The sequence below is a fragment of the Psychrobacillus sp. BM2 genome (assembly GCF_048572895.1).
GTDB lineage: Bacteria > Bacillota > Bacilli > Bacillales_A > Planococcaceae > Psychrobacillus.
In genome coordinates, this window is sequence record NZ_CP183878.1 from 1408648 (window position 1) to 1423277 (window position 14630).

Here is a 14630-nt window from a genome sequence, read left to right on the forward strand (position 1 = left end):
AATAATAACTGGGGCAAAATAAAACCTTACACCACATGTAATGAGACGCACATTTGCTCAATTATAAATGGAGTCAGGGATTGAATTAACAAATTTACATCATTAAATGGGCTACAGTAAAAAAGAAACTAATTTAATTTACTCAGATGTTAAAGAGGAACAAGCAACAAGTATTTAAAAAATTGGACGTTCTATGCATGTGCCTTTGCTAAACAAATTTGAAGTAAAAGGATACTTATAATTTAAAGACCTACTCACTTAATGCACTGACCTAAACAAATGAGACAAATAAAAACACCTTTCGTTGAAAAACGGGTATACAATACCTAAATTCAATACGGAGGTGTTTTTTCTATGGGTACAAGAGTGAGTTATCCAGTAGAAGTAAAAATGAAGGCTATTGAAATGCGATTGGCTAAGGTACCTGTAAAGGAAGTAATGGAAGAATTAAATATTCGAAACTATACACAGTTGAAAACATGGATGCGATGGTATCGAAATGGAGAAATCCACCGTCTCCACCAACCAGTCGGCAAACAATATACCTTCGGTAAAGGACCGGAATATGAAAGTGAGACAGCCAAACTACAGGCAGAGAATCGCTATTTGAAACAGCAGATTGAAGTCTTAAAAAAGTACGAGGAATTGGAAAGGAAGTGGCGCCAAAAGTAGTTATTCAATTAGTAGAAGAGTTAAAAGGTGTTATGCCGGTTGGAGAAGTCTGTCATCACCTTGGCGTAGGTTGCTCGTCCTACTATCGTTGGAGAAAGAATGCGGAACAAATCACCCAAAAGGAAGTTCGAGATCAGCAGATTGGCGACTTGTGCAAACAACATAAATTCCGATATGGTTATCGAAAGATTGCCGCTCTATACACAGGAGTTTGTATGAGGACTGTGCAGCGTGTTATGTAAAAATATGGGTGGCAATGTCGAGTGAAGGTAAAAAAGCGCAAGCGTACCGGGCAGCCAGCCTACATCGCAGCTAATTTATTGGCAAGGGATTTTTCCGCATCTAAACCCCTGGAGAAGCTAGTAACGGATATTACGTACTTGCCTTATGGCCAATCCATGATGTATCTTTCTAGTATTCTCGATGTCTACAATGGTGAAATTGTGGCACAGACAATCGGTTTTAAACAAGACACCGATTTCGTGTTGGACACGCTTAATCAATTGCCTGAACTACCCGAAGGGTGTATTCTGCATAGTGACCAAGGTTCCGTTTATACATCCTATGCTTATCAAAAAGCAGTCAAAGAAAAAGGAATTATCATGAGCATGTCCCGCAAAGGCACACCAGCTGATAATTCCCCAATCGAAACGTTTCATTCCACGCTAAAGACTGAAACGTTCTACCTCGACGGTATCTACCGCACAACGAATGCGCGTGTGATACAAATAGTCGAAGAATTCATTACTTATTATAACAATATCCGTATTCAAACGAAACTAAACAACCAATCGCCGGTTCAATACCGTCAATTGGTTGCATAATAGGGTGTTTTATTCCTGTCTCAAAAAGTATAGTCAGTGCCTAATTGTGGTCGGTCTTTTTATTGTCTATTAAGGTAAGGTTTGTTGTTTGGATTGTTTATGTTTATCTTTTTTGCTTTTGAAGTAATAAACAAGTACTAAATATAAAGGGAGAATTACCCAAAACGGAAGGATGTATCGTACGGCAATTTTTTCAGGGAATTCAATGGAACTTTCAATGACATTTCTAGGTAAAAGTGAGAAGACATAGACAAGAATCACTATATAAAGCAACATTTTTTTTCTGTTTTTTTTGATAGTATACCTAGAAAAACCATAGCTAATAACAAACAAATATAGGCAGATTTTAAGAAAGATACTTAAGATCCAAACTGTTATTATTATTGAATCTAAATTTTCGATAACTCCAAATATTGAAATGTAACGTTCTAGTAACAAAAATGGATAAAAATGTGAACTGGCGAGTTTAACTCCAAAAGTTGTAATGATAGAAATGACCGTTAATAGATATAGAATACCGCTCACTAGAATGCTCATCATCAAATATTTATTTTTCTTACTATGGTGTTCACTTAAATTATATAGCCATAAAACTAAGATACAATCAGATAGAAATACAGAAGGAGCAAGAGAGCCTAATATTATTTGTAATACTCCACTATCATAAAAAGGTGGCAGTAGGTGATTAAAATGCATATTTCCTACTCCTAATAGAATTGGTATTAGGATGCCAAGTATGAGAATAGGGCCAAAAATTTCTGCAAGTCTGCCGATGACACTTATGCCATGAAAGGTTGGATATATCGCTGCAGCCAGGATGCAAAAAATGATAACACTTACTGGTGTCCTTGGTAAAATTGTTCCTGAAATAAATTCTCCATATTGTCTTAAGATTAAAGCCAAAACAATAGTAAATGAGATTAATAAAACAATTGATAAAAAACGGCCAAACCATTTTCCAATAATTTTTTCTATAATTTCATGAAAATCCAAGCTTGGGTATTTAGAGCATACTTTTATAGACGACCACATAATAATGAGTGAAATGGAAGTAGCTAGTATAGAAGATATCCAAGCATCTTGCTTTGCTTCCTTTATTGATGCAACTGGTGTAAGCAACATAATCATAATTACTTGCATACTTAAAAATAACCAAAATAATTGCTTATGTGTCAATGCCTGATCATTCAAATGAGAATCACCCTACTCTTTACCTTTATTGAATCGAAGATTTGTGATTCCAGGGTCCTTAATATTAATATCAACTATTACTTTTACTTCTATATTCTCGAATGTTTGGTCCCAATTTTCTTTTTCTTTACTAGTGTCTTTTGGAAAGCTACGGTAAAATGCCTCATAAAATTGAAGTACATCAGCGTGTAAATCTTTTTGAATATGGTTAATAAAGATTTCAATGTCACTTTTTATTTTTTGGCTAAATTCTTTTTCAAGCCGGTTATTTATGGACTGCTTAAAAATATCAAGGTTTGTTGTATTTTGAAGAATTGCTATATCCCCTTTCACTTTGATTTCCATTTTCCATTTTCCATTTTCTATCTTTGGTGTTAATTTAAAGGATTTCCTGGTTGAAACTGCAGACACTTTTCCCTCTGTTTCGTCAGGCGTTATGGATATCGGAACATCCGTCTTTGGAAAAACTAACCATCGATTTCCTAAATCTTTCTCTCCAGTAACAATAGAAACTAATTTACCATGATGGATAATTGCAGAACCTTTAACGGCAAAAGATTCTACTGCTTCTGATGCTGTGACAATTTCAGTTTTACCGCTAATAGGAATTACTCCAGCCATAGAATGATTTACTAGCATTTCTTCCACATCCTTCAATGTAATTGAACTCAACGTGCGGTCTTTTGGAAGTTTACTGAATAATTCAGCGATATTTACCTTAACGAATTCATTAAGTAATTCTTTTGGTGGTTCCTCACTAATATAAATCTGAGCCTGTTCTCTAGGTTCAGCAGTTCGAACAAGAAAGTCTATCTGTTTAGCTAAATCAGTTTTTGCGAGATTACTTCCGAAAATAAAAAGATTAGAATGTCCCCAAAAAATTCTTCTAGGTACCTTTGTTTCAAGTTCCATAACAGCATCTGAAAACGTGTCTCCTTTTATCGAAATAGAATATGTATTCGTACTTGAACCACTATTTTCTCCAGTAGCTCCACCAGTAGGATTTGGCACATAAAGTAAAAAAGTTACTTCTATACTGTCATCTTCTACCATATCGATACCTGCAGCAATAACTATTGCAAAATCATTTACTTCCATTACATCCCAGCATCCAGAGAGGAACAGTAAAGGAAAGGTAAGTGTGAATAGGAGATTAAATTTTGATTTGAAACTACTTTTTGGGGTTTTCATTTATTTCACCTTCTTTTCTTCTAGTTTGATTAATAGACGTATAAAATCTAGGTCTTTTTTTCATAAACCTAAGTGGTACACGTATTAATACGTCCCTTAAGAGTGAAGAATCGTTAGGAGCTAAAGGAGCTAAATAAGGGACACCAAAAGAACGTAATATACAAAGATGACTAACTAATAAAATGAATCCTAACATCATTCCCACCAACCCGAGTGCAGCTGAGAGAAACATTATCGGAAAAGGAATCCAACGAAAGGCCACACTGACTGCATACTGTGGTATTAAAAAAGAAGAAATCCCAGTAATGGCTACAATCATAACCATAGGAGCAGATACAAGCCCTGCTTGGATTGCAGCTTGTCCTATTACGAGAGTTCCTACAATACTTACAGTAGAACCCATTTGTTTAGGTAATCGAATACCTGCCTCTCGAAGTACTTCAAATATTATTTGCATAAATAAGGCTTCTAAGAAGGCTGGAAAGGGGATTTCCTCTCTGCTCTGAGCTATTCTAAGTAGAAGTGTAGTAGGAATCATTTCTTGGTGAAAGGTTAATATCGCAACATAGGCAGAGGGAGCAAGTAAAGAAATCAAAACAAAAGTATATCTAATCCATCTAACAAGAGTTCCGTTAATAAATCTTTCAGTGTAATCTTCTGGGGACTGTAAGAGTGTAAAAAGTGTAACCGGAACAATTAAAACAAATGGGGTACCATCAATGAAAATCGCAACTCTCCCTTCTAAAAGTCCAGCAGCTACGACATCTGGTCTTTCAGTTGATTGAACTTGAGGAAAAGGCGAGTACCAAGTGTCTTCTATCGCTTCTTCTATAGGTCCAAGGGATAGAATTGCATCCACATCAATCTTTTTTAATCTTTCTTTCACTTCTTCTACAATTTTCGGATCAGCAATACCTTCTATATAAGAAATATAGAGCGAAGTTTGAGAATATGTGCCGGTTGTATAGGAAATCATTTTTAATGAAGGAGTTTTAATCTTTCTTCTTACAAGAGAAAGGTTTGTCCCGATGGATTCAATAAATCCTTCTCTGGGACCAACCACAACAGATTCAGCTTGTGGTTCTTCGATAGATCTTTTATCATATTTTGATATTCTAAATGAGATGGCTTTATCCTCTATATTATTAAATAATATGGCATTACCATCTGCTAGTTCATCAATAACCTCTAAAGTAGATTGAAGGATCTTTACCTTTGAGATATTTATTATATTACTCAGTATCACATCTAATTTAATGTTGTCTAATTGTGTTTTTATCAAAGGGGTGATAATACTTTCATCTATTTTTGTAACATCTGTTAAATCACTAAAGAAAAGAAGTAAAAATGAATTATTTTCCAAGTTTATGGAATGAAAAACAACATCATCACAATTCTTATAAATTTCCTTAAATAATTGAGATTTTCCGTATAGAGTTAATGGTAATTCTTTATTCAATTCTATAATCTTATTCAAATGAACATCAATCTTTTTCATCAAGTTTCCTCTTTCTTAATTGCTAATTCAATTATTATCAATTCTTACTATTCTTAATCAACTCAGATAAATATAAAAAATGACGGGCTATTTCTAAAAATTGTTTATAATTTTTGGGGGGCGTCACGAGTAATAATGCATTAGTGACTAATTTAAAGGTCTTTTAAAATCATTATTAATGGTAACTAAAAGGGGTGAGAGTTTTCGAAGTATACAGTTTTAGTTGAATATAAAAGTGGACGTTCGAGAGAATATTTAAATGTAACTATGCCAGAACTAACGGGGCAGCATTCCTGTTTGAAAGATGTTCAGGGACTTGAAAGAAAAAGAGACCTCTAGTATGATGCAGACGTTTGAAAGTGATTGTGTTTCACGCTCAATGTCATTTTACATAGATAATAACTTTGAAGGTTCTTTAACAAAAGCTGCTGAATACTTCGGATACTCTAAGTCGACTTTATGGGGATGGAAGGAGGGGGCTAATCAAGCTTCATTGAAAGCACTCATTGATATTACTTCGATAAACTAGCTATTAGTGAATGTGTTTCTACAGCTCTCAAAGAAGGGAGAGCCCTTAATAAATCTTACATTCAAAGTAAAGTTAAAATCGGAAGGCATTATGCAAATCCAGAAATTAGAGAGTATATAGAAGAAATTTTAATAAAGAATTGTGAAAAATAGCTTACAATAAAAAGAAAAATTTAGATTTGATAATATATGTTACTATTCCTCTATTGTAATGAATTATATAAAGTGTTTTGGTTGCGAGAATTTTTAGTCACAACGAGTCCTTTCAAATTCTTGACCCATAGAATATGTATAAGTTAAAATAGAATGTACGTTCCGTTAAATGTCTACAGAAATGGTAGGCATTTTTATTTTAATTTATTATTAATTATATGTTTACCGAAAGTATAATATTTAATCGAATCTTTGCCTTAAATTATAGAGAAACTTAATTGTAATAAATATAATATTTTTAATTAGTGCCGTTATTAAAATAAAAGATTTGAAAGTGTTGGCACTGTTGGGTTGGCAAATATACGGTTAAATACTAGGCGAAGATATTATTAAAATTGCAGTATGTTGCAACTTTAAGTATATCTTTGCCATAATGGCAAGGGTATACTTAATTTTATTTTAGGCAAAAATATACTTAAAACTATATAAAACATTATAATTTTTTAGTGATTAAATATTGATTATCTCGAAAAGCTGAAAAGAACTAAAGCGATGTAAGGGGCTGTGAAATAAAGCATATACCTTCCGTTTGGAAAGTTTATGCTTTATTTATTGTGGTGAGAAACTTATGCTTTATTTTTTGGCATAAAATGATAAAGGTAAGTAACGATTTTTGATCGAAGCATCATTAATGTAGATAGTGTAACTCTTTTATAAATAAGGTAACTCTGAATATAGTTTTTCTGATTGAGTTAATAGGACTGTTGAGATAAGAAGGATTAACGCAAAAACGACAGAAAATCAAGCAAATAGGATGGATTAAAGGAAGAAAAGGTAGTTTTCAACCGAGTTGGAGAAAGGGATATCAGGAGATCCTATCTTGCAAATATGATTTTATTTAAAAATAGATGGGACCAAATTGGATGATTATGTTAATATTTGAATAAGATTGTGAAGGTTTTCACTTAAACTAACGCAGCAGTTTAGTTTAATAAGAGGTAAATTTGACCGAGTGGCGAAATAGTAATTATAGTTGAATTGTAGAAGGGGTAGAATATGTCAAAATATATTAGTAAATTTTTCTCAACATTACTAGCTAGTGTAATTTTATTTTTTCTATTGAGTGGTTTGTTTGATGGCGGTGACCATATCGAAACTTGGATTTTTACTTTCGGTACAATAATTATTATAGTGCTATCATTTTTAATTGCACTTATGTACTATTTAATAGATTTAATTAAGAATAAATCTTAGTTTGTCTACGGTGTGCTTTACTTCGGAAGGGGTAAAGCCTTTTTTCTTATTGAACTAACGCAGCAGTTTAGTTGAACAAGAGAAATGAAAATTTCATTCATTTTTATGTCGCATTAGACACAAAAAGCGACATAAAAAAGAAAAGGACCAGATTAGTCAATTAATAGTTTCCGAACAAAGGTACTTCCTTTTTTGATTGCAAATTGTGTACCAACAATGATATTGGAGAACATCGAGAGGTAGAAAAAGCTGTTTTTGATTTTTCGGCAGTTAGCTTAGAAGATGTAGAAGCATTTGATTATAATGAGCTTGCTATCTCTACTTCTCGACTAAATAGTTCTTTACGATTAATGGGTGTTCGTCCAATTTACGGAGGCTTCATCCAAGATTTATTCGCGAGAATGTTCATGCTAGTATTCATGTAGAAATAGAAACATATATAGTTTCCGAGTAGCATTAACTCATCTTTTACAGGAAGATAACAAGGTAATTACTTCAAAATAATTAACTTAAAAATACAGGTACCGCCAATTTATAGCGATAGCTGTATTTTTAAGTTAATCCATAAATTGTTTTGTCATAAATACTTGTGAAATATCAGTATTTTTAAATCCATTATTTTTTAAAAACGGCAGGACATTTTTCATTTTGTCTTCCAAATTATAAGTATTTCTTTTAATAGAACGATTAAAATGAAGCCCTTCCTGTAGTGCAGCTTGAATAGCGCGTATTCCATCTGTATGTTCATTGTTAGTAAAAGCTTGAAATAATGTGACACCTTCAGCTTCATTACCAAATTGTTGTTTTACTCTTACTAAACAAGCAGCAAGCACTTCACTATCCTTCATTGCAATAATTGCCTCTCCACCGGCCTTTGGTGTAATAGAAGGATCTACTTGCCATGGTACTAAAGCTGGGAAAATACTTGAGTTTACTGCTTGCAGTGCAGGTATTCTTTTCAATTCAAATTCACTGGCAATTTTTTCATCATAGCTTAATACACCTTCTGCCTCTAAAAAATGCAGCGTATCAATTACTATATACCCAACCTTCTCATATAGTTTTATAGCTGGTTGATTAATTGACAGAGCCTCTAATGTAGCTATATTTACTTTTTGCTGATTTAACAGGTCAAGAGCCTTTTCAATAAGGATTGTTCCTAGTTTCTTTCCTCTGTATTCTGGAATAATTCCAGTACCACCATTCCAAGCAATTTTCTCACCATTTACTTCCCGAATGCCTTGTAATACAAATCCTATTGGTCTATCCTCATCAAACATAACAACAGACATTGCTACTGATAGATTATCATTTCCAAAACGAGCTATAAAAGAATCCAATGGCATCTTCATCGGATTAAAATATCCTTCAAACCCACTTGTAAAAAGTTCGTGTGCTTCCTTAAAGGTTAAATGCTCCATTGTCTTAAATGTAATCATTTCATAACACCCCTTGTTAAAAAAGTAGTATACATTTCTTTAGTTGACTTCACTATTTCCAAAAAAGGAAATGCTGGTTGCAAAATAGAAGCATGAAAAAGAATTCAATCAATCAATCATACCCAAAAAAAAATTTGCAGCATGGGAAGTATTTAATTCTTTTGAGATCTCTCCACACTCTTGACCATCTTGTAAAATGGTATTTAAAAAATGGTAAAATAGCCCACTATGAATCTCATATTTTTTTCGATTCTCTGCTCTGCTACCAGAAGTCCAATGCTAGTTGATTTCTTACATTGTTTAATTTTGGCTCTTTTAACCACTCATCTGAAGTATACATATCAAAAAGCACATTCACTTTTTTTGTAGTAGAGTAAAGCGTAGAAAATTTATTTTTCAGCTTTTGAATCATCTCATCTTCCTGTTGCTGTAGCGTATGATCGTATACTTCTTCTTTACTTTTAAAATAATGATAAATTGCACCTTTAATTATACCACATGCTCTTTTAATGACTACATTCATTGAAAATATCCTTTCTATGGCTCTTATTAGTATTGGAGGCTGGGTGCAACAATCAGTATAGGTTTAAGTGTGCTTCCCTTAAGGGAGCGACAGTCATTGGTGCACAAGCTTATAAAAATCAACATAAATTTGAACAGAAATCTACGGTAGAGAGTAACTGTTTAATGGGTATCAAGGAGTGCTTACTCAACTTACGGGTGCTTTAGCAGAACAGGGCTTGGTTTTACCCCTTTAGATATGATTGTCTAAAGGGGTGTTTATTATGTTGAAAAGGAAAAGAACATCTGTGGAACATAGAGTTGTTCCACAAATGAGAATGAAGAATAGTGTGCTTTATTTGGGAAAATTGGAATATTTATTGATTATAGAAACTGTAGCTATTGAAAATGGAACAAATAAAAGCTAAATAACAATAATATAATCTCTTTTCTAGATATGCATTTATCAATAATCAAGAATCAAAGAACTTAATACCACTTAGTACAAAAGCATCAGAACTTGGGCTATAACCAACTAACTTTCTTGTTCCTTCAATATCAATTCGTTTAAACCTGTTGTTAGAAACACCATGTAAAATTGAAAATGGAGGTAAGTTCTTTGCCGTCATCGACTTTAAGAGAAGGTCCATAAAATCTTCTGGGCTTAAGTATGCACTCATATCTCTAGCCGTTAGTGGTTTACCATATGGATTATAATCATCATATGCACCTATACGAATAGCAAGACTTTGTAACCCTTCTTCATAAGCAAAATAAGAAGCAACAGCCTCTGCAAAACACTTACTTACCCCGTACATATTTTTGGGTCTCGTGGGGGAATAAGCATGTGGTTGATAATCCAAAGGATAGCCTTCAATTGTTTGAGCACTTGAAGCAACTATTACTTTGGATACATTATTATCACTAGCAGCTCTAAAAATATTATAGGTTCCCTTTATATGATTTTCTAATAAGGAGCCATAAAAATCAGCATTTGGTGAAGGATTACCTGCCAAGTGTATAACTATATCTATACCTTTCGTAAATTCTTGACAAGCAGCTAAATCAGAAACATCTAAATATATGATTTCATGATTTGTATCTTTAAAAGTTTCTAAAGCAGATAAGTTAATATCTGCTAGCCGTAACTGGTAATTCCCTTGCTTATCTAGGAACCTTGTAACATCTTGGCCAATCTTACCTGCAGCACCTGTAACTAAAATTTTTTGCATTTCACTTCATCCTTCCATGAAAAATACATCCCTTATTAAGGGTCATATAATAAAGCATGCACTAATTATAAGTTTGTTATGGCATTAAATAAAACGAAGAAATATAATGGGCACATGAATAAAACTCATAAGGAGGACCATAGTGACTTTAATAAAATATGAAATATTTAACAAAGTGGCAGAACTCAATAGTTTTACAAAAGCTGCAGAAGTGTTAGGTTTCACCCAATCTGCTGTAAGTCATGCAATTAGAAGTTTGGAAAAAGAGTTTTCCTTTCCTTTATTTATTCGCAATCACTCTACTTTTACATTGACCAAAAATGCAGAGGAGCTTTTAATTACCGTTCGGCAAATTTTATACTATAACAACATGCTGAAGCAGGAAGTAGCCGCTATCAATGGGTTCCAAAAAGGAATAGTAAGAGTGGGGGTTTTTTCGAGTATTTCTAAAAACTGGATTCCTGGTATTCTTAAAAAAATGGAGGGAAAGTTTCCAAATATTGAAATCGAATTACTGGAAGGAAACTATGCTGAGGTTGAGAACTGGTTACAAAACGGGAGATTAGATTGTGGATTTATTAATAATGATACTTACTTTGAATCATTTGAAAAATCCTTTGAAATCGTACAATTGAAGAGGGATCGACTTTTATGTGTTGTATCTAACCAATCCCCATTATGTAAGGAAAACCAAGTATCAATGCAACAAATAGAAAATGTGCCTTTTATTATGCCAACATATCAGTGTTATGATGATATTCAAAAAATATTTAAGGAGAATAAAGTTAGCCCCAATATTCGATTCGAAAATATGAATGAATACTCGGTGATCTCCATGGTGGAGAATAATCTAGGAATTAGTATATTGCCAGAAATGATTATACCGAAATCAAAAATTTCTTTTACAGCCATTCCACTTAAAAGTGATAGCTATCGAACTATTGGATTAGCTATAAGAAAACCAACCTCACCCGCGACTAAGAAATTTTCTGAGATTACTAAAAGGTGGGTATCATTTGAATCAATTTAAGTTTTCCAAAATCTAGGCTATTTAAATTGAAATGGTTCTTCTTGAACTAACGGAGGCATTAGTTTAAGATCATCGGGTTACTTAGGAATCACTTTTTTCTCGTACAACTAAAAGGGCAGCGTTCCTGTAATGAATAAAATTAATTATGTAAAATCAACAAAGTTTGTGAAAAAACGTACTTAAACTAACGAGTGCTTTAGCAAAATATGGCCATCATTTTAAACTGCCCCGTAAATGTTAGACACCAACTAACATTTACGGGGTGTTTTTATGTCTAAATATACATTAGAAGTTAAATTACAAGCGGTAAAACGCTATTTAACTGGAAACGAAAGCTATCAAACTATTGCAGAAAGCATTGGCGTAGCTAAATCTCAAGTCATTACTTGGGTGAAATTATTTGAAGTACAGGGTGAAAAAGGGTTTAAGAAATGCTATACAAGCTACTCATCTGAGTTTAAACTAGACGTACTTAATTTTATGAACGAAACAGGTACGTCTTTTCTAGAAACGGCAAGCACATTTAATATTTCTTCTCCGAGTATCATTTATCGGTGGGATCAATTGCTTAAGACAAAAGGATTGGACGCGCTAGAACCAAAGAAAAAGGAGCGTCCATCTATGAAAAAAGAAACGAAAAAAGTTGAACCAGAAAAATCCATCCCTGCCGAAGACTCTATGGAAGCCCTACAAGCAAAAATCAAACATTTAGAAATGGAAAATGCTTATTTAAAAAAGTTAAACGCTTTAGTTCAGATGCAGGAAAAATTACAAACAAAATCAAAGCGCAAGTAGTTTTTGAACTAAAGGAACAATATGAGGTCGTGGATTTAGTTGAAGTCGCTGACATTCCACGCAGTACTTATTACTACTGGGAAAAACGATTGGATCAAGCCGATAAATATGAAACGGTAAAAGAAGCAATCAAGATTATTTATCACGAACATAAGGGACGTTATGGTTACCGTCGCATCGCGAAAGAACTGCAAAAATACGGCTTTATACATGACCCGAAAACCATCAACCGCTTGATGAATGAAATGGGTTTAAAATGTGAGGTCCGTATGAAGAAGTATCGCTCTTATAAAGGAAACCTCGGGAAAATCGCACCTAATGTATTACAACGTAATTTTAAGGCAGAGAAAATGAATCAAAAATGGGTAACTGACGTTACTGAATTCCATCTATTTGGAGAAAAGCGATATCTATCACCTGTTCTTGATTTGTGTAATGGGGAAATAATCGCATATAAAGTCATGAATCGACCGGTCTACCAACTTGTAGGAGATATGTTAGACGTAGCTGTTCAGCGCCTCCAGCCAGGAGACGAAGTCATCCTTCACTCCGATCAAGGCTGGCATTATCAAATGAAAAAATATCAACAGACATTACAAGCACATCAAATTACGCAGAGTATGTCTCGTAAAGGGAACTGTTTAGATAACGCAGTCATTGAAAATTTCTTTGGCCTCTTAAAGTCTGAACTGTTTTATTTACAAGAGTTCGAGAGTATGGCGCATTTTGAAAAGGAATTAGAAGAATATATGGAGTATTATAATCACAAGCGAATGAAGGCAAAATTAAGAGACCTGAGCCCGGTTGAATACCGAACGCAGATCTTAGAAGCTGCTTAAATTATTTCATTGGACCACACCACCTTTGACTCCCAAGCGCCACAGGGTTCTATTTAGTATAAATAGTTGTGACAAATGGGAAGGTTTCAAATCGCAAGTAAACCCTTGATACATAAGGAAAAAGAAACGTCCCACTTGATGTCTTAGGTGAGACTCTAAATGGGACGTTAATCGGGTAATAAAAAAACTCAATCATTTTCCTCCCTTTTTATATTTTTTCTCCATCATTCAAAAAGAAAAATCCTTCATACTTCACTTCCAAAACCTCTGCAATCTTACGAAGATCTTGTTCAGAAAAATTATCGTTTTTAATTTTCGTGTTTAAGTTTTGTCTCGATTGCCCTAATTTTTCAGCTAATTTCGGTATAGTCATTTCCTTTCTACCTAGTAAGATTTTAATTTTTTCTCCCATTGTCAATGTCATTTAAATCAATCCTTTCTATTTACTCATTATAACTAATGTTTATTTACAAAAGCAATGAAAATATAAACAATGTAAATAAAAAGGTTGACATAATTTATAATATGATTTACATTGTAAATATAGAACTTGTCAAAGTAAAATAATTTAAAACAAGGAGATGGGAAAATGAAACAATTCACTGAAGAAGAATTAATACTTTTTATCCGGTTTAGTCGAATTTGCAAAAACTTAGATATTACTGCAGTTCCAGAAAACATTGATAAAGTAATGCTAGAAGTGGCTCGTATGAGTCCCACAGAAACATTACAAGAAATGATTGCAGATAATAAAGAAAATACAGCCAGCCCTACGAAAGAAATCGTGGAAATCGTAATGAAAGAATTGAAAACGAGAGGGGAAATAGAATGTATCCAGATCTAGCGACAAAACTAATATTTAACCAAACTACCATTGTGGAAGTTTCTTCTGATTATGTAGATACCGTTATGATTTCCGTTTCTATTCATAGTGATGATACGGATTTAAAGCACAGGACCTTCCAACTTGAACCAGATGAAATTGACTTATTTGTTGCAACGTTAAACTTGTACAAAAACAGGATAATAGGGGGAAGAAAAAATGACAATTGATGTATTAGAGGTATTTGACGGAGCAATGAATGTGGAATTTAAGGAACTTGCTTATTACGAGGAAACAATTGAATTACCAGTATTCACTTTAGAAGAAGATACAGTAGAAGAGTGGAATGCGAAAGCTAAAAAGCAAAACATAAAGATGTTTGTTGCTGATACAGGCAAACAACCAAAAGATTATGAAGAGGTTTTATCTTGGATCTACTGTTTAATTGAAGAGGAAAAACATGAAGGTGTAGCCTAGTTGCTGCATCTTTTTTTATGAGGTTTACTAATAAAAGCTGCTACGGTAGTTCATGTAGTGTTACATAAATAAACTTTTAGATTGACGTGTACATAAAATCCATGTATTATGAATATAATATAGTATGCAGGCCATCGATTGGCTAGGAAAAACCTCTAACTTGTTTAGGGGTTTTTTTCTGCC

15 protein-coding genes and 1 pseudogene are annotated in these 14630 nt (G+C 33.5%); 9 read left to right on the top strand and 7 right to left on the bottom strand.

Going from position 1 to position 14630, the window contains the following annotated elements:
• The first annotated feature begins 354 nt into the window (after positions 1 to 354).
• Positions 355 to 1496 (top strand): annotated as a pseudogene (locus ACN6MX_RS06325) (IS3 family transposase).
• Between the two features lie 69 nt (positions 1497 to 1565).
• Here the strand turns inward: ACN6MX_RS06325 and ACN6MX_RS06330 are convergent.
• Genes ACN6MX_RS06330 through ACN6MX_RS06340 form a run of 3 tightly spaced genes read right to left on the bottom strand, consistent with a single transcriptional unit; the run spans position 1566 to position 5376 of the window.
• Positions 1566 to 2687, bottom strand: coding sequence for a GerAB/ArcD/ProY family transporter (locus ACN6MX_RS06330; protein ID WP_419961795.1), 1122 nt, complete (start codon positions 2685 to 2687; stop codon positions 1566 to 1568).
• A 12-nt stretch (positions 2688 to 2699) separates the two neighbouring features.
• On the bottom strand, positions 2700 to 3878 hold the full coding sequence (locus tag ACN6MX_RS06335) for a Ger(x)C family spore germination protein (protein ID WP_419961796.1): 1179 nt from the start codon (positions 3876 to 3878) through the stop codon (positions 2700 to 2702).
• On the bottom strand, positions 3859 to 5376 hold the full coding sequence (locus tag ACN6MX_RS06340; protein ID WP_419961797.1) for a spore germination protein: 1518 nt from the start codon (positions 5374 to 5376) through the stop codon (positions 3859 to 3861). Before ACN6MX_RS06340 ends, ACN6MX_RS06335 begins: the two co-directional genes overlap by 20 nt.
• Before the next feature lie 340 nt (positions 5377 to 5716).
• Between ACN6MX_RS06340 and ACN6MX_RS06345 the strand changes: the two genes are divergently transcribed.
• Together ACN6MX_RS06345 and ACN6MX_RS06350 are read left to right on the top strand one after the other, a co-directional pair.
• Positions 5717 to 5905 (top strand): hypothetical protein, encoded by a 189-nt coding sequence (locus ACN6MX_RS06345; RefSeq protein WP_419961798.1) that lies wholly within the window; start codon positions 5717 to 5719, stop codon positions 5903 to 5905.
• Positions 5906 to 7514: 1609 nt separating this feature from the next.
• Entirely contained in the window at positions 7515 to 7736 is a 222-nt protein-coding gene (locus ACN6MX_RS06350; RefSeq protein ID WP_419961799.1) for a hypothetical protein, read from the top strand.
• Positions 7737 to 7868: 132 nt separating this feature from the next.
• Here ACN6MX_RS06350 and ACN6MX_RS06355 read toward each other — a convergent pair whose 3' ends face one another.
• Positions 7869 to 8750 (bottom strand): GNAT family N-acetyltransferase, encoded by an 882-nt coding sequence (locus tag ACN6MX_RS06355; RefSeq protein WP_419961800.1) that lies wholly within the window; start codon positions 8748 to 8750, stop codon positions 7869 to 7871.
• Between the two features lie 262 nt (positions 8751 to 9012).
• Positions 9013 to 9273, bottom strand: a complete 261-nt coding sequence (locus tag ACN6MX_RS06360) for a TetR/AcrR family transcriptional regulator (RefSeq protein WP_419961801.1) — start codon at positions 9271 to 9273, stop codon at positions 9013 to 9015.
• A 262-nt stretch (positions 9274 to 9535) separates the two neighbouring features.
• Here ACN6MX_RS06360 and ACN6MX_RS06365 point away from each other — a divergent pair, with 262 nt between their 5' ends.
• The gene (locus ACN6MX_RS06365) at positions 9536 to 9679 is read left to right on the top strand and encodes a hypothetical protein (RefSeq protein WP_419961802.1); all 144 of its coding nucleotides are present in this window, start codon (positions 9536 to 9538) and stop codon (positions 9677 to 9679) included.
• A gap of 45 nt (positions 9680 to 9724) precedes the next feature.
• Here the strand turns inward: ACN6MX_RS06365 and ACN6MX_RS06370 are convergent, their stop codons facing one another.
• A complete protein-coding gene (locus tag ACN6MX_RS06370; protein WP_002014092.1) occupies positions 9725 to 10483 on the bottom strand; it encodes an NAD-dependent epimerase/dehydratase family protein in 759 nt (252 codons plus the stop codon).
• Between the two features lie 142 nt (positions 10484 to 10625).
• On the opposite strand from ACN6MX_RS06370, the gene ACN6MX_RS06375 reads away from it, so the two are divergent.
• On the top strand, positions 10626 to 11513 hold the full coding sequence (locus ACN6MX_RS06375; protein ID WP_419961803.1) for a LysR family transcriptional regulator: 888 nt from the start codon (positions 10626 to 10628) through the stop codon (positions 11511 to 11513).
• A 270-nt stretch (positions 11514 to 11783) separates the two neighbouring features.
• A protein-coding gene (locus ACN6MX_RS06380; RefSeq protein WP_419961804.1) for an IS3 family transposase occupies positions 11784 to 13147 on the top strand; the annotation gives its coding sequence in 2 pieces (ribosomal slippage) (positions 11784 to 12279 and positions 12279 to 13147; 1365 coding nt in all).
• Between the two features lie 208 nt (positions 13148 to 13355).
• Here the strand turns inward: ACN6MX_RS06380 and ACN6MX_RS06385 are convergent.
• Positions 13356 to 13571 (bottom strand): helix-turn-helix transcriptional regulator, encoded by a 216-nt coding sequence (locus ACN6MX_RS06385; RefSeq protein WP_419961805.1) that lies wholly within the window; start codon positions 13569 to 13571, stop codon positions 13356 to 13358.
• A 165-nt stretch (positions 13572 to 13736) separates the two neighbouring features.
• On the opposite strand from ACN6MX_RS06385, the gene ACN6MX_RS06390 reads away from it, so the two are divergent.
• Genes ACN6MX_RS06390 through ACN6MX_RS06400 form a run of 3 tightly spaced genes read left to right on the top strand, consistent with a single transcriptional unit; the run spans position 13737 to position 14447 of the window.
• Positions 13737 to 13991 carry a hypothetical protein gene (locus ACN6MX_RS06390; protein WP_419961806.1) on the top strand — a complete coding sequence of 85 codons (255 nt, stop codon included), beginning with the start codon at positions 13737 to 13739 and terminating at the stop codon, positions 13989 to 13991.
• Positions 13976 to 14200 carry a hypothetical protein gene (locus ACN6MX_RS06395; RefSeq protein WP_419961807.1) on the top strand — a complete coding sequence of 75 codons (225 nt, stop codon included), beginning with the start codon at positions 13976 to 13978 and terminating at the stop codon, positions 14198 to 14200. The genes ACN6MX_RS06390 and ACN6MX_RS06395 overlap by 16 nt, the downstream gene beginning before the upstream one ends.
• On the top strand, positions 14190 to 14447 hold the full coding sequence (locus ACN6MX_RS06400; protein ID WP_419961808.1) for a hypothetical protein: 258 nt from the start codon (positions 14190 to 14192) through the stop codon (positions 14445 to 14447). Before ACN6MX_RS06395 ends, ACN6MX_RS06400 begins: the two co-directional genes overlap by 11 nt.
• Positions 14448 to 14630: the final 183 nt, after the last annotated feature.